The sequence below is a fragment of the Thalassobacillus sp. C254 genome (assembly GCF_001310615.1).
This window is the reverse complement of the sequence record NZ_BAXQ01000006.1, coordinates 67,717-86,021: the sequence shown is the minus strand read 5'-3', so window position 1 is coordinate 86,021 and position 18,305 is coordinate 67,717. Positions and strand designations below refer to the sequence as shown.

Below are 18,305 nucleotides of genomic sequence, written 5' to 3'. Positions count from 1 at the left end.
TTGACGTTACGATACTTGCGAGAGGGGAAAAAACCACCCCAAAATGCGAGCAGCTATACTCGTTTCAGCTAAGCTAATGTACCCATTATTTTTAGAGCATGTTGTCTTCTAATTTATTCAAGCTCATACTTATAAAATTTTTTATCTACTTGTAACACTTGAAAACCCTTTGGTAAATCACCTAGAAGAATGCTTATAAATCCATTTTTTTCATAAAACCTGTGAGCAGCCAAAAATTGGGGTGTAGTTCCAAGATAGATTGCTTTGATTTTATGTTCTACAGCCCATTTTATTGCTGTATCTAATAACAAGCTTGCCGTTTTATATTTTTCTCCACGGTAATCTTTATTTACAAACATTTTTCTTAAAGCAGCTTCATTATTTCCTATATCTAAAAGACTAATGGTCCCAACTACAACCTCATTGTAAAGAGCTACCCAAAAGTTCCCTTTTCCCGACTGATAATATTCTTCTATAATAAACAAATCAGGCTGGTCATATTTTGTTATTGGTACATTGTATTCTTTTTGTTGTATTTGAAGAATCAAGTCTAATACTTGAGCTTGTTTATCAAAAGAATATTCTTGAACAATAGGGGATTTCTCCATAAAACACCGCCAAATAAAAGTTTCTCAGTAAGTATAACTAATCGTATAATTTAATGTATTTTCATTCGTTCGTTGAAAAGATCATCCACATCAAATGCTACCATAATCTAGTAAATAAATCTCTTTTTATATTACAACTATCAATGCCAAAACATCCTCCCTACGGGGTTTCAGGCAAGAAAAGAAAAAAGAAAGGAGAGTGATCTGCAGATCACTCTCCTTTCTTCTGGGTGTTTTCAACAGCCCTGTAAACAGCACGTATAATTCCGGCATACCCTGTACAGCGCAGATGTTTCCTGATAAGGCTTCTTTAATGTCTGCTTCTGAAGGTATTTCAATTTCTTTGAGTAATGCTTTCACCGCCATGATCATACCCGGGGTGCAATACCCGCATTGAAAGCCTCCTTCATTTAAAAAGGCTTCTTGAACGGGGTCCAGCTCTCCTTCTTCTCCCACCCCTTCTATAGTTGTAATAGTACCTCCATCGACTTGATAAGCAAGTACGAGACAAGCATTTACAAGCTCCCCGTTCAGAAACACCGAACACGCTCCGCAGCGGCCGATGCTGCAAGAAATTTTGGTGCCTGTAAAGTTTAATTCCTTCCTTAACATATCAATGAGTCTATAGGCAGGCGGAACTGTAAGATATACAGGCTTGTTATTAATAGTTAGAAAGATGTTTACCATCTGTTGTTCTGCTGGCGGCTCTTGCATTGCTAATTTTTTATCCATGACAGGACCCCCTTCTCATTGGAAACAGCTTGGAGCAATTCCTCTGATGATACTGGCAGCTTAGATACCCAGCATCCAACGGCATTCTTAATCGCAGCTGTAACCGCCGGTGATACTGCTACTGTTCCGATTTCCCCTACTCCCCTGGGCCCATATATGTCTCCCTCAGTCAGCATTTCTACCGCCTTTACATCCATGTCAAAAGGAACATCACTAATACTTGGCATCATATAAGAATCAAGATTGTCGGTTACATATTTGCTGTCAACCATTAAAGCCTCTTCAAACAATGTGTAGCCAAGCGCCATCACGCCTCCGCCTTCTATTTGCCCCGTGTATCCCAAATGACTTACCACGGTCCTGCTGAGACAGCCTGGTCAAGATGGGTTACTTTTACCTTTCCAGATAATAGATTCACTTCCACTTCAGCAAATACACCGCTAAAGGTATATAAAAAATGACCTGAATCTATTTCATCTGGTGTAGTCGGAAAATCAAAACTTGTGTTTACCGCGACTGGTTTACCGTTACACTGTTGCATAATATCTTCAAAGGTCATCAGCAGATTTTTTGAATCATCCTTCGTTATATAAACTCCGCCTTTTCCCAGGCTCAGTTGATGCTTAGGAATAGTTGTCACCTGTTCCGCCCGCTTTAGTACTTCTTTTATAAAAGTACCTTTCAACCTCTGAACAGCATGCCAGACCATGCTGGTTCCTCTTGAAGCTGTGGTTGAGCCCGAGGCTGGAACCGTATTGGTGTCTCCAATAACAATGTCTATATCTTCTGATGAACAGCCTAGTTCCTCTGTAATAATCGTATCAATAACAGACAAAATCCCCTGCCCCACTTCTTCAAAACCAAAAGAAATTTCGATTTTCCCATCTTCCCGTAAGGAAAGCCTTCCTCCTGCAGGTCAAGACGGCCGTACCCCAGGCCTCCGCCATGCATTGTAATAGCAATACCTGTTCCTTTTTTCTTCCAGGGTTCCTGGATTTCCTTTGGCTTTGAGACTCTTCTGTCTGACACCTTCTTAATCTCTTCTAATACATAAGCTGCTCCCTCTGTAGGAGCAATTCTTTGACCTAAAGGTCCTAAGTCCTCCTCCCTTCTGATATTAGCTTTTCGAAACACTACCGGGTTAATGTTCAGTTTCTCAGCTAACCGCTCAACTTGACCTTCTAGTGCAAACGTTACCTGATTGCCCCCAAAGCCTCTAAATTCACCTGCCACTCCATTGTTTGTAAACACCGAAATGCCATTTACTTCAACGTTTGGAATAATATAAGGTCCCACTGCATGCTCGACAGCAAAATCTAATATCGCAGGACCCAGGGTAGAATAAGCTCCTGTATCGGCAACAATGTCCACTTTGTGTGCAAGAATTTTTCCTTCATCATTTGCCCCCGTCTTCATTGTAATTCTCATCGGATGCCTCTTAATACTGGAGATAAACGATTCCTTTCTTGTTTGGTGAATTTTTACAGGCTGCTTTGTTAAGAGTGCTAATATTGCAGCGTAAGGCTGGATATTCAACTCGTCTTTCCCGCCAAAAGATCCGCCCATTGGACTTGATACGACCCTGATCTTTTCTTCGGGAAGCGCAAGAATTCTTGATAATTGAAAACGATCTTTAAAGCCGTGCTGAGTCCCAATATATACTGTAATTCCTCCATCTGCTTCAGGAACAATAACTCCCCCCTCCGTTTCCATGTAACCATGCAGCTGCCGGGGGAGCTGGTACGTCTCTTCTACTACTTCAGTGCATTGTGCAAAGCTGTCCATTACCGTCCCCTTTGAATACCCAGCGCGATGAAGGAGATTTCCGTCTGGATGAAGCTTAGGGGCATCTCTATTTAAGGCTTTTTTGGGATCATCAATAACGTCCAACTTTTCATATTCTATCTCTATCAGATCCATGGCATAGGCTGCTGCTTCTTCTGTCTCCGCGGCCACAGCCGCCACAGCGTCTCCCACGTACCTTACCCGGTCCTGACAAAATACAGGCTGGTCCGGCTGGACAATTCCGTAGCCATTTAGTCCAGGAACATCTTTATACGTAGCTACCGCTTTTACACCAGGCACTCTCTCAGCTTTTTCAGTAGAAATAGAAAGTATTGCTGCGTGAGGGTGCTCACTCCTTAGTATCTTTCCATAAAGCATATTTGGAAATGTGAGGTCACTCAAGTATTTCAGGTCTCCCGTTATTTTTGAAACCCCGTCAGGCCGCACTTTGTTTCGACTGATATGTGGTTCGTTTGCCGTCTCCATCCTATTCCTCCTTTCTTTTTTGCTCAATCAGTCTGTGTAACTCTGAAACCATAATATTTGCCGCTACTTTCTTTTTATAAGATGCCGATGAAAAAGGGTCTGACATTGGCTGAATTCTTCCATCACGCCATCATAGAGGTCTTTCATGAGTAACGGGTGATAGACAGTATCTTCGAGCAATTTTTCACAGCCAGCCAGCCTTTCAGGATGGTGGTCCCCTCCGCCACAGGCAAGTCGAATATTCTTTAGGGTCCCCATGCCGTCCTTTGAATCAAGCTCTCCAGAACAAGCTACGGTGAGCATGGAAGCAGTAAATGCCTCTCGGCGTCCTACTTTTTTGTAAAATCTAAAGGGTTTGTTCTGGGCCTCCTCAAAAGGAAGACTAACACTTACTAATAGACGAGAAGTTGGGTCTTGATCCTTACCATATATAGCATCCATGTACTCCTCAATTGGTTCGGTAATATATTCAGCCTCATTAAAATATGTCACTTTAGCCTGTAATACGAGTAATGCAGGGATAATGTCTCCTTTTCCATATGAGATATTCCCCCCAATGGTCCCGCGGCTCCGCACAGCTGGAGCAGCAACATTCTTTACGGCTTCGATGAAGAAAGGATAATGCTCCTTAAGGTCATCATCACGAAGGCAACCAGCTAAAGTGGTCAAAGCTCCTATTTTCAAAAATGTGCCTTCTTCACTTTCTTCCTTTGTAATTCCTTTCATTTCCTTTATTTTTTCTAAACTGATCATATGCTTTGGCAGTGGGGTCCCCTTCTCTCTTTGAAGCTGAATAAAGGTTCCTCCCGCTATAAATAATGCATCTTCCTTATATTGGATCTTTTTTTTCCATGCTTCTGCCACCTTTGCAGGGGTCCAGACGATTGTGTAAAAAGGGTCTGTTTGATGTTCTGTTAATGGCTCTTCACTTCTTTTATCCATTGGTACTCTTCCTTTGTATCAATATCATAAAAATTTTCCCATTTGTCATTTTCTATCACCACTCCTTTAATTAAGGGATCATGACGCAAGACAGCCCGTGCACCTTGATCTCCTTGAAGCTTCATCAGCTTTGGAAAAAGATCTCTAGATAAAAAGATCGGAGGCTGAATTCTATCCTTAAAGCTTGCAGCTGCATATTGATTAGCGCTTCCCACCGCCTCTCTGCTTTGAATGATCACTTCCTCTAAAAGCGATAAAGATAGAAAGGCTGGTCTCCAAGTAATACGACTGCACCATACACTTCCTCTGTTTCCGCCTTGTTAAGTCCTGCTCGTAAGGAATACGCCTGCCCCAAGTCAGTCTGTTTTGCTTTTACCTGAGTCCAACGGCTTCGGTAAAAAGGGGAAAAAAGCAGGGGGTCTACCCACTCCAACTGGTCCTTTTCATCTGTAACAACCAAAATATGATCAAGACTAGAATCTAACGCTGTTTTTAAGGAGAGACTGCCTATCGATAACTGACCTAAGAAAAGAGCCAGCTTATTTTCACCCATTCGGCGGCTTTTGCCGCCCGCAAGCAAAATACCTATGACCTTGGGTTTCATTAGGTAGAAACCTTCTCATGCCCTGGCGTTTTCTTAACAACTTTTACTAGCTCAGCCGCAACACTAAGAGCGATTTGCTCCGGCCCCTCTGCGCCTATATCAAGCCCTATAGGGCTGTGAATAAAAGAGGGAACATCCTTTTTCTCAAGCAAACGGGAAGTTCTTGATTGGGATCCAAGCACCCCTAAATAACGCAGCGGCTTATCTTTCACGTGAGATAAAATTTCTTTATCTTTATGAAAATTATGAGTCATAAGAATCACACTATCTTTGGGAGTAAAAGTGATCTGTTGCAAAAGATCTTCAGGAAACCCAGTCATAAGATTGACTGCCTCTGGAAACCTTTCTTTTGTACATAAAGCCGGCCTCCAATCAGCTACAGTAACAGTAAAGCCCGATTGGTCAGCAAAGGATGCCAGCGGGACCGCATCAGGCCCTGCACCAAAAATAAATAACCGTGGTTTAGGCTGAAAATATTGAAAATAAACCTCAGTAAGCGGATCCAGGCTCAGTTGCTTACCACTTTTAAGTCCTTCTTTTGATGCTTTGTCCCTCAATTCCTTAAGAGAGTCAATATGGCGGTCAATATCCCAATCTCCAAATACAACGTCATCGTCAGTTAAAAAGAAGCATTCTGCCCGTTGTTCCTCAACATCTATCTTTTTTCCCATGAGCACTTCTTTTCCCTTCGCCAACTGGGACCCTAACATTTTCAGCTGTTTTAAAAAAATATCATCGAGGGGTTCTAGAAGAATTTCAATCTTTCCATTACAGCCTGAGCCTTCCCCCCAAGAAATTTCATCACTGTTTCTCATGTCATAAACAACTTTTGTGGACCCTCGAGCCAGAACACTGTCTTTGCGAGCAAGGATGTCCTCCTCAAGGCACCCCGCACTCAAAACACCAATTTGAGCTCCGTCTCCCTTGACAAGCATCGATGTTCCTTCTTTTCGATATGCCGATCCTTCAACATGAATAATGGTTGCAAGCATTGCTCTTTGAGAAGAGGAATCAATTTCTTCCAAAACCTCGTAAATTGTATCCATCCTTTGCTCCTCCTTTACGTGTCCTGACCTCTTCTTTTGCTCCCTATGCTCTTCTAGGCAAGACTGGGCATTTTCGCAAGCAATCGTTTTATTGACTCATTTGATTTTGTTAACACTTCTTCTTCATCAATGTGTGTAAGCTTTCGCTCCTCCATGACGATGTCACCGTTAATCATTGTCATTTCCACATCTTGGGCACTAGCTGAATATACAATTCTGGAGATAGGATCAACCGTCTCTGAAGGATAAGAATGAAACTTCTTTAGGTTAACCATAAAGAGATCTGCTTTCTTTCCTTCTTCTAAGCTTCCAATTTCATCTTCCAAACCCACCGCTTTCGCCCCGCCAATTGTGGCCATTTTCAATACTTTCTCTGCCGGCATCGCTGTCGGCCCGTGGTAAGGTTTGGGGAGAAGAGCGGCAAGCTTCATCTCTTGAAACATGTTGAGTGTGTTATTACAAGGAGCTCCGTCTCCTCCAAGGCTGACCTGAATTCCTTCTTCTGTCATGCCGTATACATCCGCTATGCCAGACGCCAGTTTCAAGTTAGAACCAGGGCAGTGAGTGACCTTTACGTTTCTCTCCTTGATAATCTGCTTTTCTCTTTCGTTCAGCCATATGCAATGAGCCAGAACCAAGCGTTCATTTGCTAATCCAATATGGTCAAGGTACTCTACATTTCTCATCCCGCGCTGTTCTTCCACGATTCTGATTTCGTCCTTGTTTTCCGAGGCGTGAGTATGAACAAGAACATTATAAAAGTGTGATAAGTCTCTTACCTCAGTGAGCAAATTCTCTGTACAGGAGACGACAAAGCGCGGACAAAAAGCATATTGTAGACGTCCCCCATCATGTCCATGCCATTTTTCAAGCAGCTGAACACTATGTTCAACTGAATGCTTCGTGCTCTCTAAAAGCTGAGGCGGCAAATTATCTCCTAAGTCCATCATCACTTTTCCGGATAAGGCCCTGATTCCCGACTTCGCCATAGCTTGAAATGCGGCTTCAGTGTGGTTTACAGTTTCCATATCCACGACTGTTGTTGTGCCCCCCTGAATTAATTCTCCTAGTCCCAGCATGGCAGAATAATAAAGTGATTCACTGTCATGTGCTGCTTCTAGAGGCCACAGCTTGTTTTGCAGCCAATCCATCAGTTCCATATCATCAGCTTGACCGCGAAACAAGGTTTGGCATAAGTGAATGTGGGTCTGAACAAAACCGGGAAGAATGGTTTTTCCTTGTGCATCTATAACTTTCGTCTCCGGCCTTGTTACTTCTGTTAAGTCCTCTCCAATCTTTTTTATTTGCTTTCCTTCTATGAACAAATCACCATAAATAATGTCCATGGATTCATTCATCGTAATAATTTCTGCATTCTTTATTAAAGTGCTTTCCATGCAAGTTCCTCCTTTTTCGCTCTTTAAGCGGCTGTTAACTTATCTTGGTTTTCTCTGATGGCAGGGTATCTAATGTTTCGCGCTGAACTGCTTTTTCCTGCCGAAGGTAGTAGTAACTAAAAAGCCCTGCCAGAAGCAGGTAACCTGCCATAAAATCAGGTGCAGCAGCCACCTGCAGTTCAGATGCATGCATAAATCCTAAAAAGGATAACAAAGCACCTATTAACGAAAAAATTGCTGCTTTTCCAAAATGCTTGTCGGTTATAAAAGCTGTAACTGCCCCTAAAACGATTCCGGTGAACATTGCTCCTTCTCCTAAGGGAATAATTCCAGTGGAGAGCTCTTGTACAATATCGCCTGCATCACCTTGAAAGTTTGTCATTATATAATTTGCAAAATAAGGGAGCATGGCAATAGCCACAGCTGGGTAATATTTTGTATGGTTATTCTGAAACGCTGTGGATACCATGGAAATGCCTACGAATACAAGGATTGGAGCGATAACAGCCACGGGAATGATCTCAGCCATCGCAGCAATTAGACCAAACATGGCTGCTGCGGCATAAACGATCCCATTTAAGATGCTGTATCCACGCCCAGCTCCCATCCATTTTGAGCCCACAGATGCTATATAAACGGTTGTTGGAAAGATCCCTCCAAACAAGGCACCAATCATTGTTCCTGCTCCGTCAACCGCCTGGCATTCACGCACATCATATTCATCGCCCTCTACTGCCATGGCTCTACATTATTCATGGTCTCTATTGCGTTATAAATCGTAATCGGGACAAGAACTGCTAATAATCCAATCAATCCAGTAAAAAGGTAAACCATACCATCAAACGCAGCTAAGGTAGGTAGAAGGGGGTAAAACCCCACGTTGCTAAGGCCTTCGGTAATATTTCCTGCACTGTGCTGGCCAAGAAGAAAAGCTAACAATGTCCCAATGACAATAGCGAACAATGAAGAAGGAATATTAAATGGCATTGATACTTTTCCAATGAACCCTAGAAGAATAATTCCAAGTACAAGTATTCCTATCATAGGCATTTCAAGGGTGGCAAAAAGCATTTCGCCAGCCACAAAGGTAAGAGCTACCCCTGCCAGAGCTCCAAGCATCGCCGGTCTTGGTATGTTTTTTCTAACCCATTTTCCAGCGAAGCTCACAAGACACTCAATCAGTCCGCTAAGAAAAGCTGCCGCAACTGCTATCCTCCAAGCCAATTCCGGATCATTGGTTAGAGTGTAAGCTGCAGAGTAACGCCAAATAAAAAAACAAACATCACGGGTGTGCTAATTCCATAAGAAAGAGCTGTAACATCAATCCTGCCCTCTTTTTGTGCCAGCCTCTTTGCCGAATGTGCATAATATAAATTTCCTGCTAACACGGCAACAGCTGCTCCAGGAATCACTTGACCAAAAACAATGCTTGCTGGAAACCCCATCCCTAAAAGTGTGACTGCGATGATAACAAAGTTAGCCAGGTTATTTTGAAATAAAGCAAAGAAAGCATCAATGTCTTGTTTTTTAAATAAGGGATAATGGATTATCTTTTCATGCATTTGTTATATACCTCCTTCACTTCAACCATTTGCATACTCATTCACACAAGTAGATTTTTGGTTTTTGGAACAAAAAACCGGAGAAATGCATAGCCAAATACGCTAACATCATTTCCCCGGTTTCTTCACCTCTCCGGCAAGCAGAGAGGAAGCTCCCGATCAATCTGTGGATAAGAAAACAACCGTTACAACAGCTCGTTCTCCTATACCTAATCGTGCTATCGACTTATCTTGCCTTTATTGTAAAAATAGTTTGTTGCCTGTGTGAATTTACGTAAGAAATGCTTACACTCTTTTTATTGCTTTTCTGTTAAGTAAATGACAGCCACTGCTTCCTCACTCTTAGGGTCAAAATCTTTAAGGATGGTTTTTACTTTTAGATTCAACTGGCTCTCCAATTCCTTTTTTAAGCGTTCTTTAAATTCTTGAATAAGAGTGTAATCAACTGATAATGTAAGCTCGGGATGCTTCTGTCCAATCGCATGCAAAGCCTGCACTCTTTTGTGCAAGCCAAAAATAATAATTTTATCCTCTAAGACCTCAATTTTTTGCTTTCTAACTCCCAGGCCATACATCTCCTGGTTAACCTTATTATAAATTTGAGCAATGGTTTTCTTCATGGATTTCTCTTGTGCAGTTGAATGTGGCAATGTAAATCATCTCCCTGCTCATACTGTCTACATTATAGGTGTTGGCCTTTATTACAGTAATATCTTTGTAAGGTTTTCTTCTATAATTTCTCTTGTCTACCAAGTCCACAAAAAAAGACATGCCCTGTCCTAGGCATGCCAATTCCTTACTCTACTTTTTCTTCCTGTTCTTTAACCCGGTCCAATGTCATTTGATAGCTGTCGTTTCCATAATTTAAGCAGCGCTTCACACGAGAAATCGTTGCTGTACTCGCTCCGGTTTCTGTTTCAATTTTGTGGTAGGTATATCCTTGCTGAAGCATACGTGCTACTTCCAAACGCTGGGCAAGAGATTGAATTTCATTTACAGTGCAAAGATCGTCAAAAAACTGGTAACATTCTTCGAGATCACGAAGGGATAAAATGGCGTTAAACAGTTGGTCGAGCTCTTTTCCCCTTAACTTATCAATTTGCAATGAAGGACACCTCTTTCATCCTGATTCTCATGTAATCTTTCTGTCTTATGGGCTTAGTTTTACTGCGTGATCTACTCCTGGAGATGAAGGGACAATGTTAATCCAGGTATTTCCCGGTACAAGCGGAACGGTCTTGCCATTTTTCACAGGCAAAAGACGCCCGTCTATGTTTTCCATTCCACATCATAAGCTTGTCCCTTTTGAAGAAGGATTCCATTTCCTCCAGTTGACAGCTCAATACTTCTTCTTCCTTGTTCGTCCACTTCTTTATGAGGGGCTTCCAAAATAAGAATGTTAGATATAGTAATAGGCTCCTGTGTCTCTAAGTCGATATCTTTCTTATTATCCGTGGCCCGTAAATATGACCCTGATTGCTGATCAAAAGTATAGGTAACATCATATTGGTCCAAGTAATTGATTTCAGCTTTGGAAGCCTCGGCAGTCTGCTCCAATGTTTCTTCCTCAGCAAATGGAAGGGGCCTAACCTCGTACTCTGCTTCATAACCCTTACTCGTAAGCCCGGATAGTGCATCGCTATAAGAAATATAAGAATTATGCGGCGCAGACCGATCCGATGATCTTTGAAACAGCGTTCCGTCATGATGAAGTCCGCTTAGATAGGGAGCTGCGTTGTTTTCGAGCATCCTTCTGCCTCCGGGCTCCAGCCATGCGTAACAAAGAATGCATCAAAACCGTTAGCCAGGTTAATATGGTATCCTCGAGCACTGCGTACCGGACCTATTCTAACTGGCTGCTGACTCTGATAAATAGCAACAAACCTAGTGACCGCACCTTCACTTAATACTTCGTATACAACATCCGCATGCTGCAGTCCGGACTGAGGCCGCGCTTCCGGATGGTTATTAATGATAACTGCAAGAGGACGGTTAACAATGTGAGAATCTGCTTGTTCCCCGGTTAAAGGTAAATAACACTGTCGTCACCCTTTTCTTGGGAACGAGCTTCTTTGCTGCTGGAAAAAGGATCATAAGGGTTTTCACTATTACTTCCTGTTAATCCAGCCCACAATACGACCGCCGCTCCAAGGAACGTGACACTAATAAAAATTATGATCCACTTTGTCATCTCGTTCCAACCTTTTCCGAGTTTCAAACTTACTTTTATAGTTTAACGCATAATCGAAGGAAAGAGTACACTTTTCTTATGAACATCATAGATTCCTTTTTGAGTGACCCGGATATATGGCAAATGCGTGGAAGAAAAGAAGAGAACACTGTAAATAGGATCGTCATGAGGGTATCCTCGTTCCTTTAATGCTTGTTCCAACTGCTCATGCTGCTCCATGACATTTTCCATACATTCCAGTGACATAGCACCAAACAGGGTCAAAGGCATACTCATAACTACCTCATCATTTTCCACCAGGAACATGCCGCCATTATGAGTTTTAAGCTCTTTAAAGGCACGGAGCATATCTTTTTTGCTTTTCCCTATAAGAACTACGTCTCCAGTATTGGAATAAGTGGTAGCAAACCCCTGAACATTTGTTGCAAACCCTTTGATAACCGTGTTAATTCTCCACTTTCCATGACGATCAATCATAATAAAATAACTTTCATCATGATCTGAAGAAAGGACATCTTGCGTGGCGTCCACAGTAACCTGATAAGGCTTCAAAATCACTGAGTTCACCAGTTCAAGTCCCATAGGCATGGAGAAAGTCAAGTCTTCCTCTGTTAGTGTCCAGTCCACTAAAAATGGATACACTCCATGCTCCTCCCAGGAGAAATGTTTATCTGGATATCTGCACTCTCCCTCGTAAAGGACCCACTTACCTTTAGCTAAAACTGAGCTCGGCAGGGGATTTTCCGTATCATCCAAAATATTCAAATGAGCTATTCTTCCAGGTGCGACCATCCCAATTTGGTCGTCTATGGAGTAGTGCCTGGCTACATTGTAAGAAGCCATTTCATACGCATCAATTACAGGGACACCCTTTTCAATTGCAATAGCAATCATATTATCAATAACCCCGTTTTTGTAAAACGCCGGGGTAGAACCATCAGTGGTGAATAAAAAACGGCTGTAATCTTTTACTTCACTCTCCTTAAGCTCCTCTAAGATCTTTGGCAAATCAGGGCGGATCGATGAGTAACGCAATGAAGTAATCAGCCTAGATCCAGCCTGCGTAGAGCCTCTTCTCCCGTCATTGCTTCATGGTCGCTATTTACTCCAAGAACAGACAACTGTGTTAATGTCCTCTCGGAAGCTCCCGGAAGATGCCCTTCAATAGGCTTATTGATCTCCTTTGTGTATTGCATCCAATGTAAAATCGTATCATCACCGTGCATCACTTTCGGCCACCCTGTGAGTTCCCCTCCCTGCAGGACAAGAGGATGATCCAGCCATGCCTTCATGTTAGAAGGTGAAAATAAGGAATCTTCTTCCTCCATTTCAGTCTGTGCATCGTATCTGCACCACCAGAACATGCTCGTTGGCAGCTGGTCAAGCTCCTCTATCAAAGTAAGCGCTTTCTTTTTTCAATATTCAAAAAGAAAAACATGTTGTCGTTAATGAGGGTCGTTGTTCCCCGTTTAGATGCATACTCAGCAAGGTATGGGGATTATATAATTGAAACGGGTGAGCGTGGGGTTCTATATAGCCTGGTACTATGTATTTATCAGTACAGTCTACAATTTCGGTGTTCTTTGTATTAACGGGAAAATCTTTCCCCACATAAACAATCCGGTCTTCATAAATCCAAATGTTCCCCTTTAACCAATCCTTACGAGGACTGCTTAAATACGTAGCATTTTTCAAAACCTTTGTGGGAGGTTTCTCTTCTCTTATAACAGAAAGCTGCTCACGCAGCATTGGTTTCGTCCATCGAAAAAGCTGTGCTGCCATGTCCACCACCTGCTTTCAATTGTGTAAAATATCAAATTAGTATTATGGGAATGTATGGTAGCATTATATCACATTTTCGTCCATTACCTTACGAAAGTGTGCCCTCATCTTATCATGTTCCCATATAGAAAGGAAGGTCTTTGTCATGAAATCCAACATAGGAATTTTGAATGCATTATGCAGAATCACTTGCGGATTAACAATACTGGCTTGGGCAACAGCTAAATTAACAAAGCGTTCGTCCAGTTCAATGTATTTGTTAGCTGCCATGATGGGAGCTATGAAGGTAGGAGAAGGGATTACGCGTTTTTGCCCGATTACAAAAATGGTTCAGGATACTGTACAAGAAGCTGACAGCCAAAGCGAAGGACAGTCTGAAACCGGCCCTTCCATGAATCAGCTTTAATTAAAAAAGGGACCCGTTGCCGGGGCCCCTTTTTTGTTAAGAATGTTTACCGGCTTCATGAGGAATCCTGATAGCAAGGAGTGATAATATGTTTAATGCTTACTGGGAGTATGTCACCCATACATTATTTGTTTACTCAATGCTCATTGGTTCTCTCATGGCCGTTGGAGCTGTATTTGTTAAAAAGAAATACGTGAAATAGCTTTCTCTCCAATATCTTTTCGATAAAAAAGGTGTTGTTCTTCAAGTGTGCTAAGTTTTTTATAAGTTCTTTGTTGGGCTTCTTTTAACGTTGGCGCTTTTTCTGCATGCAACAGCACACGGCCGCCTGAGGTAACCAGGCGGTCGTTTTCTTTTTTAACCCCTGCATAAAAAGTGTACTCACCTTCCTGGAGACCAGTGATCTCGTGTCCCTTTTCGTACGAACCAGGGTAGCCTTTCGCTGCCGCCACTACCCCCACTACAGCATCTTCCGTCCACTTGATTTCCGGCTTATTCCCATCAAGGATGGAAAAGATGATTTCACATAAATCAGACTCCATTCTCGGTAAGACTACTTGCGTCTCAGGTCCCCAAACCGTGCATTAAACTCAATTACCTTAGGCCCGCTGGTTGTCATCATTAAGCCTGCATATAGAATTCCTGTAAAAAACCGGTTTTCTTCGACAAGAGCATCCGCCATTGGCTGAAGAACTTCCTCAACTGCACGCTGAACCTCAGTTTCGTTAAACTGGGGTACCGGACTATAAGCGCCCATTCCGCCAGTATTCGGTCCCTTGTCTCCATCATAAGCACGCTTGTGATCCTGAGAACCAACCATTGGAACTACCGTATGGCCGTGAACAAATGCCATTAACGAAAGCTCCTCACCATCAAGGTATTCCTCAATGACCACCTGGGCGCCGGCTTCTCCAAATTTATCATCTAGAAGGATATCCTTAAGACTTGCGACAGCTTCTTCTTCTGTCATTGCCACAGTCACGCCTTTTCCTGCTGCCAGTCCATCGGCTTTAATGACAATAGGTGCTCCCTGCTTCTTCACATAAGCTGCTGCAGCCTCATACTCTGAGAAAACCTCATAATATCCTGTCGGGATCTGGTACTTTTCCATTAATTCCTTAGCAAATGACTTGCTTCCTTCAATAAGAGCGGCTTCTTGAGTCGGGCCAAAAACAAGAACATTCTCCTGCTGAAGACGATTAACCAGCCCATCAAGAAGTGGAACCTCAGGACCAACAAAGGTCAATCCTATCTCGTTCTGTTTAGCAAACTCCACAATCTGATCCTGCTCACTTTCCTTAATAGGCACGATATCGGCTACATTGCTCATCCCATCATTTCCAGGCGCCACGTAGACTTTGGTTACTGTTTTACTTTGCGAAAATTTCCATGCAAGAGCGTGTTCACGTCCGCCGCTGCCAACCACTAAAACGTTCATTGCACTCACCCTCCTCGTTATCCCCTTACTAACCTCTTACTGCTCCACTACCTAATGCCTTCTTAATGTTTGAAATGACGCACTCCTGTAAAGACCATCGTTATGCCCAGCTCATTAGCTTTCTCGATGGATTCTTCGTCTCGAATAGAGCCTCCTGGTTGAATAATCGCAGTGACACCTGATTTTCCTGCCTCTTCCACTGTGTCCTTCATTGGAAAGAAGGCATCAGAGCCCATGGCACTTCCTTGAGCATTCTCCGCGGCTTGTTCAAGGGCAATTTTAGCAGAGCCTACCCGGTTCATTTGTCCTGCTCCCACACCTACGGTTTTCTGGTCTTTTGCTAACACAATGGCATTAGACTTTACGTGCTTGACGACTTTCCAGGCGAGCTTCAGGTCTTTCCATTCTTCCTCAGATGGCTCTCTGTTTGTTACAACTTTTATCTCTGCGTCTTCAAAGCCTTTTACATCTTCTTCTTGGACAAGGGCTCCCCCGTGCACTGTTGTAACTTTTCTTTGGGCTTCACTGCCTGTATCTTTAAGGTTAATCGTCAATAGGCGAAGATTTTTCTTGCCAGTTAGAATTTCCTTAGCCTCTTCTGAGAAAGAAGGTGCAATGATGATTTCAAGAAATATCTCTTTCATCTGCAAAGCCGTGTCTTCGTCCACTTCCTCATTCACAGCGATAATACCGCCAAAAATGGAAACAGGGTCTGCTTCATAAGCCTTTCAAATGCCTCCTTAATGGTCTGTCCCACACCAACCCGCAAGGGTTCATATGCTTAATCGCAACAGCGGCAGGCTCATTAAATTCCTTTACAATGGACAATGCCGCATCTGCGTCATTGATATTGTTATATGAAAGCTCTTTTCCGTGAAGCTGTTCGGCATTGGCAATAGAGCTTTCCGGCCCTAAAGGCTGTTTATAAAAAGCTGCCTGCTGATGAGGGTTTTCTCCATAACGCAAATCTTGTTTCTTTTCGTATGTAACGGTATAGGATTCAGGATACAGCTCTCCTGTTTCTTTTGTTAAATATGTGGAAATCATAGCATCATAAGAAGCGGTATGACGGAACACTTTTGCTGCCAGGCGCTGCTTTGTTTTGCTGCTGACTTCGCCTGTTTCTTTGATTTCTTCAAGAACGATCTCGTAATCCTCCGGGTCTGTTACAACTGTAACGTGGCGATGGTTTTTGGCTGCTGCCCGAAGCATTCCAGGTCCGCCGATATCGATATTTTCAATGGCTTCTTCAAAAGTGGTTCCTTCCTTGGCGATCGTCTCTTTAAAAGGATATAAATTCACAATAACCAGATCAATAGGTGTAATATTATGCTCTCTTAGTTGATCTAGATGCTCTTCTTTTTCACGCATAGCCAAGAGGCCGCCATGGATCGCAGGATGAAGAGTCTTCACTCTTCCATCTAATATTTCAGGAAAACCTGTGACTTCAGAAATCCCCGTAACCGGTACATTTGCTTCTTCCAATACACGTTTGGTTCCACCGGTAGAGACTACTTCTACACCTTCCTGAACCAGCTTTTTAACAAAGGGTACAATCCCCTCTTTGTTCGAAACACTTACCAATGCTCTTTTTAAACTCATGTTGATGTCTAGCTCCCTTCATGACTTTTGAATAATACAAGTGGAAATGTTGTAAAAAAGAAAGCCCGAGTTGGGCTGAAAAATACAAAAGTTTTTAGTGATATTCACTTACATTTTGGCGTTCTAAAATGTTCTTCAAGGTTTGGGGATAGAGCCTGTGCTCTACAGTCTGAATAGCTTTCGTTACTGTCTCTCTATTGTCATCTTTCCCTATGACAATTGCTTCCTGGGCTATAATCGGGCCTGTGTCCATGCCATCATCAACAAGATGGATGGTGACTCCCGTAACCTTAACTGATGCTTGAAGTGCTTGCCCTATCGCATCTTTTCCCGGAAAGGACGGCAGCAACGAAGGATGGATGTTAACGATTTTTCCTGGATACTCTTGCAAAAGTGTATCTCCAACTAAACGCATATACCCGGCCAAAACAAGAAATTCAACATCACGACTTTTTAGTTCCTCTAAAATAACCTTTTCATATGATGCTTTACTTGGAAAGTCTGAAGCCTGAAAAACAAATGTATCAATTCCAAGCTTCTGTGCCCTTTGCAGCACGATAGCTTCCTTTTTATCGCAAACAACAAGCGCTATTGAAGCGTCCAGTTTTCCAGCATGAATGGCTTCTGCTATGGATTGAAAATTTGTGCCGCTTCCTGAAGCAAACACGGCTAACGTTGTCACGAGGACACCCCCTGAATCTCTATACCCTCTTTGTCTGTGACCTTCCCAATCACATAAGCTTCTTCTCCCTGTTCTCTTACATGCTTCAAAGCTTTCTCTGCTTCCCCTTCACTGACACAAACAACAAAACCGATTCCCATATTAAACGTGCCAAACATATCCTTTTCACTTAATTCGCCCTTTTCCTGAATAAAGGAAAAGATCTCCGGCCTTTTCCAGGAAGAAGGGTCAACTGATGCACCGCAGCCATTGGTAAGCATGCGGGGAATGTTTTCATAAAAGCCGCCGCCTGTCACATGGGCCATCCCTTTTATGTCCACCTTGTTCATCAAGCTTAATACAGGAGATACATAAATTTTTGTCGGCTCAAGGAGTTCCTCTCCTAAAGAACGCTGAAAAGGGGCATATGTTTCATGCAGGGAGAGGCCTGAATTCTCAAGCAATACCTTCCGGACAAGGGAAAAACCGTTACTGTGAACGCCAGAAGAAGAAAGTCCTATCAGCACATCACCTGTTTGAATCTTCTCCCCTGTAATTAATTTTGACTTCTCGGCTACCCCTACTGAGAATCCAGCAATGTCGTACTCTTCTTCTTCATACATCCCTGGCATTTCAGCTGTTTCCCCGCCAATAAGAGCTGAGTTTGCCTCTTTGCACCCTTCAGCCACACCTTTTACAATCGCTTCAATCTTTTCAGGATAGGCTTTTCCGCAGGCAATGTAATCAAGGAAATAAAGGGGTTCAGCACCCTGTACCACGATATCATTTACGCACATAGCTACTGCATCTTTTCCGATAGTATCATGCTTGTCCATCATAAAAGCAAGCATGAGCTTTGTACCGACTCCATCTGTTCCCGAAATAAGGACAGGTTCCTTGTACGGTAAGGAAGAAAGATCAAACATACCGCCAAAAGCTCCTAAACCTCCCATGACCTCCGGACGCATTGTCATGTTGACATGTTTTTTCATTCGATTGACTGCTTCGTATCCAGCTTCAACGTCTACACCGGCCTGTTTGTAAGCTTCAGACATTGTATAGG

18 protein-coding genes and 5 pseudogenes are annotated in these 18,305 nt (G+C 42.8%); 2 read left to right on the top strand and 21 right to left on the bottom strand.

Going from position 1 to position 18,305, the window contains the following annotated elements; translation table 11 throughout:
* Nucleotides 1-113 precede the first annotated feature (113 nt).
* The 17 genes and pseudogenes from JCM19033_RS08220 to JCM19033_RS08160 form a co-directional block, all read right to left on the bottom strand.
* Nucleotides 114-608, bottom strand: coding sequence for a GNAT family N-acetyltransferase (locus JCM19033_RS08220; RefSeq protein ID WP_054635953.1), 495 nt, complete (start codon nucleotides 606-608; stop codon nucleotides 114-116).
* A 211-nt stretch (nucleotides 609-819) separates the two neighbouring features.
* Nucleotides 820-1,340 (bottom strand): annotated as a pseudogene (locus JCM19033_RS08215) ((2Fe-2S)-binding protein).
* Nucleotides 1,325-3,611 (bottom strand): annotated as a pseudogene (pucD, locus tag JCM19033_RS08210) (xanthine dehydrogenase subunit D). The pseudogenes JCM19033_RS08215 and pucD overlap by 16 nt, the downstream one beginning before the upstream one ends.
* Before the next feature lie 63 nt (nucleotides 3,612-3,674).
* Nucleotides 3,675-4,553: a xanthine dehydrogenase family protein subunit M gene (locus tag JCM19033_RS08205; RefSeq protein WP_054635952.1), complete on the bottom strand. Its 879-nt coding sequence runs from the start codon at nucleotides 4,551-4,553 to the stop codon at nucleotides 3,675-3,677.
* A complete protein-coding gene (locus JCM19033_RS08200) occupies nucleotides 4,526-4,768 on the bottom strand; it encodes a hypothetical protein (protein WP_157049798.1) in 243 nt (80 codons plus the stop codon). Before JCM19033_RS08200 ends, JCM19033_RS08205 begins: the two co-directional genes overlap by 28 nt.
* Nucleotides 4,769-4,797: 29 nt before the next feature.
* A complete protein-coding gene (locus JCM19033_RS08195; protein ID WP_054635950.1) occupies nucleotides 4,798-5,157 on the bottom strand; it encodes an NTP transferase domain-containing protein in 360 nt (119 codons plus the stop codon).
* Nucleotides 5,157-6,203 carry an XdhC family protein gene (locus JCM19033_RS08190; RefSeq protein WP_054635949.1) on the bottom strand — a complete coding sequence of 349 codons (1,047 nt, stop codon included), beginning with the start codon at nucleotides 6,201-6,203 and terminating at the stop codon, nucleotides 5,157-5,159. The genes JCM19033_RS08195 and JCM19033_RS08190 overlap by 1 nt, the downstream gene beginning before the upstream one ends.
* 53 nt (nucleotides 6,204-6,256) lie before the next feature.
* Entirely contained in the window at nucleotides 6,257-7,600 is a 1,344-nt protein-coding gene (locus JCM19033_RS08185; RefSeq protein ID WP_054635948.1) for a 5'-deoxyadenosine deaminase, read from the bottom strand.
* A gap of 34 nt (nucleotides 7,601-7,634) precedes the next feature.
* Nucleotides 7,635-8,339: a solute carrier family 23 protein gene (locus tag JCM19033_RS27315; RefSeq protein ID WP_306301277.1), complete on the bottom strand. Its 705-nt coding sequence runs from the start codon at nucleotides 8,337-8,339 to the stop codon at nucleotides 7,635-7,637.
* A complete protein-coding gene (locus JCM19033_RS27310) occupies nucleotides 8,330-8,824 on the bottom strand; it encodes a hypothetical protein (protein ID WP_306301276.1) in 495 nt (164 codons plus the stop codon). Before JCM19033_RS27310 ends, JCM19033_RS27315 begins: the two co-directional genes overlap by 10 nt.
* A gap of 14 nt (nucleotides 8,825-8,838) precedes the next feature.
* Nucleotides 8,839-9,162, bottom strand: a complete 324-nt coding sequence (locus JCM19033_RS27305) for a hypothetical protein (RefSeq protein ID WP_306301275.1) — start codon at nucleotides 9,160-9,162, stop codon at nucleotides 8,839-8,841.
* Nucleotides 9,163-9,458: 296 nt separating this feature from the next.
* Complete coding sequence (locus JCM19033_RS08175; protein ID WP_157049797.1) at nucleotides 9,459-9,812, bottom strand: Na-translocating system protein MpsC family protein; 354 nt, start codon at nucleotides 9,810-9,812, stop codon at nucleotides 9,459-9,461.
* Between the two features lie 146 nt (nucleotides 9,813-9,958).
* Complete coding sequence (locus tag JCM19033_RS08170) at nucleotides 9,959-10,267, bottom strand: YerC/YecD family TrpR-related protein (protein WP_054635947.1); 309 nt, start codon at nucleotides 10,265-10,267, stop codon at nucleotides 9,959-9,961.
* 164 nt (nucleotides 10,268-10,431) lie between these two features.
* Nucleotides 10,432-10,911: a DUF3048 C-terminal domain-containing protein gene (locus tag JCM19033_RS08165; protein WP_054635946.1), complete on the bottom strand. Its 480-nt coding sequence runs from the start codon at nucleotides 10,909-10,911 to the stop codon at nucleotides 10,432-10,434.
* A complete protein-coding gene (locus JCM19033_RS28070) occupies nucleotides 10,881-11,135 on the bottom strand; it encodes a DUF3048 domain-containing protein (protein WP_374701220.1) in 255 nt (84 codons plus the stop codon). The genes JCM19033_RS08165 and JCM19033_RS28070 overlap by 31 nt, the downstream gene beginning before the upstream one ends.
* 50 nt (nucleotides 11,136-11,185) lie before the next feature.
* Nucleotides 11,186-11,353 (bottom strand): hypothetical protein, encoded by a 168-nt coding sequence (locus JCM19033_RS23320; protein WP_157049796.1) that lies wholly within the window; start codon nucleotides 11,351-11,353, stop codon nucleotides 11,186-11,188.
* 42 nt (nucleotides 11,354-11,395) lie between these two features.
* A pseudogene (locus JCM19033_RS08160) lies at nucleotides 11,396-13,135 on the bottom strand (adenine deaminase C-terminal domain-containing protein).
* 145 nt (nucleotides 13,136-13,280) lie between these two features.
* Between JCM19033_RS08160 and JCM19033_RS08155 the strand changes: the two are divergent.
* Both JCM19033_RS08155 and JCM19033_RS28065 read left to right on the top strand, forming a co-directional pair.
* Nucleotides 13,281-13,541: a DUF2892 domain-containing protein gene (locus JCM19033_RS08155; RefSeq protein WP_054635945.1), complete on the top strand. Its 261-nt coding sequence runs from the start codon at nucleotides 13,281-13,283 to the stop codon at nucleotides 13,539-13,541.
* 88 nt (nucleotides 13,542-13,629) lie between these two features.
* Nucleotides 13,630-13,743: an EYxxD motif small membrane protein gene (locus JCM19033_RS28065; RefSeq protein ID WP_332835271.1), complete on the top strand. Its 114-nt coding sequence runs from the start codon at nucleotides 13,630-13,632 to the stop codon at nucleotides 13,741-13,743.
* Here JCM19033_RS28065 and purD read toward each other — a convergent pair.
* The 4 genes and pseudogenes from purD to purM form a co-directional block, all read right to left on the bottom strand.
* Nucleotides 13,721-14,979: pseudogene (gene purD, locus JCM19033_RS08150) on the bottom strand (phosphoribosylamine--glycine ligase). The gene JCM19033_RS28065 and the pseudogene purD sit on opposite strands and share 23 nt — an antisense overlap.
* 62 nt (nucleotides 14,980-15,041) lie before the next feature.
* Nucleotides 15,042-16,581: pseudogene (gene purH, locus JCM19033_RS08145) on the bottom strand (bifunctional phosphoribosylaminoimidazolecarboxamide formyltransferase/IMP cyclohydrolase).
* A gap of 94 nt (nucleotides 16,582-16,675) precedes the next feature.
* The gene (gene purN / locus JCM19033_RS08140) at nucleotides 16,676-17,263 is read right to left on the bottom strand and encodes a phosphoribosylglycinamide formyltransferase (RefSeq protein ID WP_054635944.1); all 588 of its coding nucleotides are present in this window, start codon (nucleotides 17,261-17,263) and stop codon (nucleotides 16,676-16,678) included.
* Nucleotides 17,260-18,297 (bottom strand): phosphoribosylformylglycinamidine cyclo-ligase, encoded by a 1,038-nt coding sequence (purM, locus tag JCM19033_RS08135; protein ID WP_054635943.1) that lies wholly within the window; start codon nucleotides 18,295-18,297, stop codon nucleotides 17,260-17,262. Before purM ends, purN begins: the two co-directional genes overlap by 4 nt.
* Between the last annotated feature and the right edge of the window lie 8 nt (nucleotides 18,298-18,305).

Coding starts and splice junctions, on each gene's coding strand:
- JCM19033_RS08155 (WP_054635945.1), top strand. CDS start 13,281: ATGAAATCCAACATAGGAATTTTGAATGCATTATGCAGAATCACTTGC.
- JCM19033_RS27305 (WP_306301275.1), bottom strand. CDS start 9,162: ATGCATGAAAAGATAATCCATTATCCCTTATTTAAAAAACAAGACATT.
- JCM19033_RS08190 (WP_054635949.1), bottom strand. CDS start 6,203: ATGGATACAATTTACGAGGTTTTGGAAGAAATTGATTCCTCTTCTCAA.
- JCM19033_RS08195 (WP_054635950.1), bottom strand. CDS start 5,157: ATGAAACCCAAGGTCATAGGTATTTTGCTTGCGGGCGGCAAAAGCCGC.
- purM (WP_054635943.1), bottom strand. CDS start 18,297: ATGTCTGAAGCTTACAAACAGGCCGGTGTAGACGTTGAAGCTGGATAC.
- JCM19033_RS23320 (WP_157049796.1), bottom strand. CDS start 11,353: ATGACAAAGTGGATCATAATTTTTATTAGTGTCACGTTCCTTGGAGCG.
- JCM19033_RS08185 (WP_054635948.1), bottom strand. CDS start 7,600: ATGGAAAGCACTTTAATAAAGAATGCAGAAATTATTACGATGAATGAA.
- JCM19033_RS28065 (WP_332835271.1), top strand. CDS start 13,630: ATGTTTAATGCTTACTGGGAGTATGTCACCCATACATTATTTGTTTAC.
- JCM19033_RS08165 (WP_054635946.1), bottom strand. CDS start 10,911: ATGCTCGAAAACAACGCAGCTCCCTATCTAAGCGGACTTCATCATGAC.
- JCM19033_RS08205 (WP_054635952.1), bottom strand. CDS start 4,553: ATGGATAAAAGAAGTGAAGAGCCATTAACAGAACATCAAACAGACCCT.
- JCM19033_RS08220 (WP_054635953.1), bottom strand. CDS start 608: ATGGAGAAATCCCCTATTGTTCAAGAATATTCTTTTGATAAACAAGCT.
- JCM19033_RS27315 (WP_306301277.1), bottom strand. CDS start 8,339: ATGGCAGTAGAGGGCGATGAATATGATGTGCGTGAATGCCAGGCGGTT.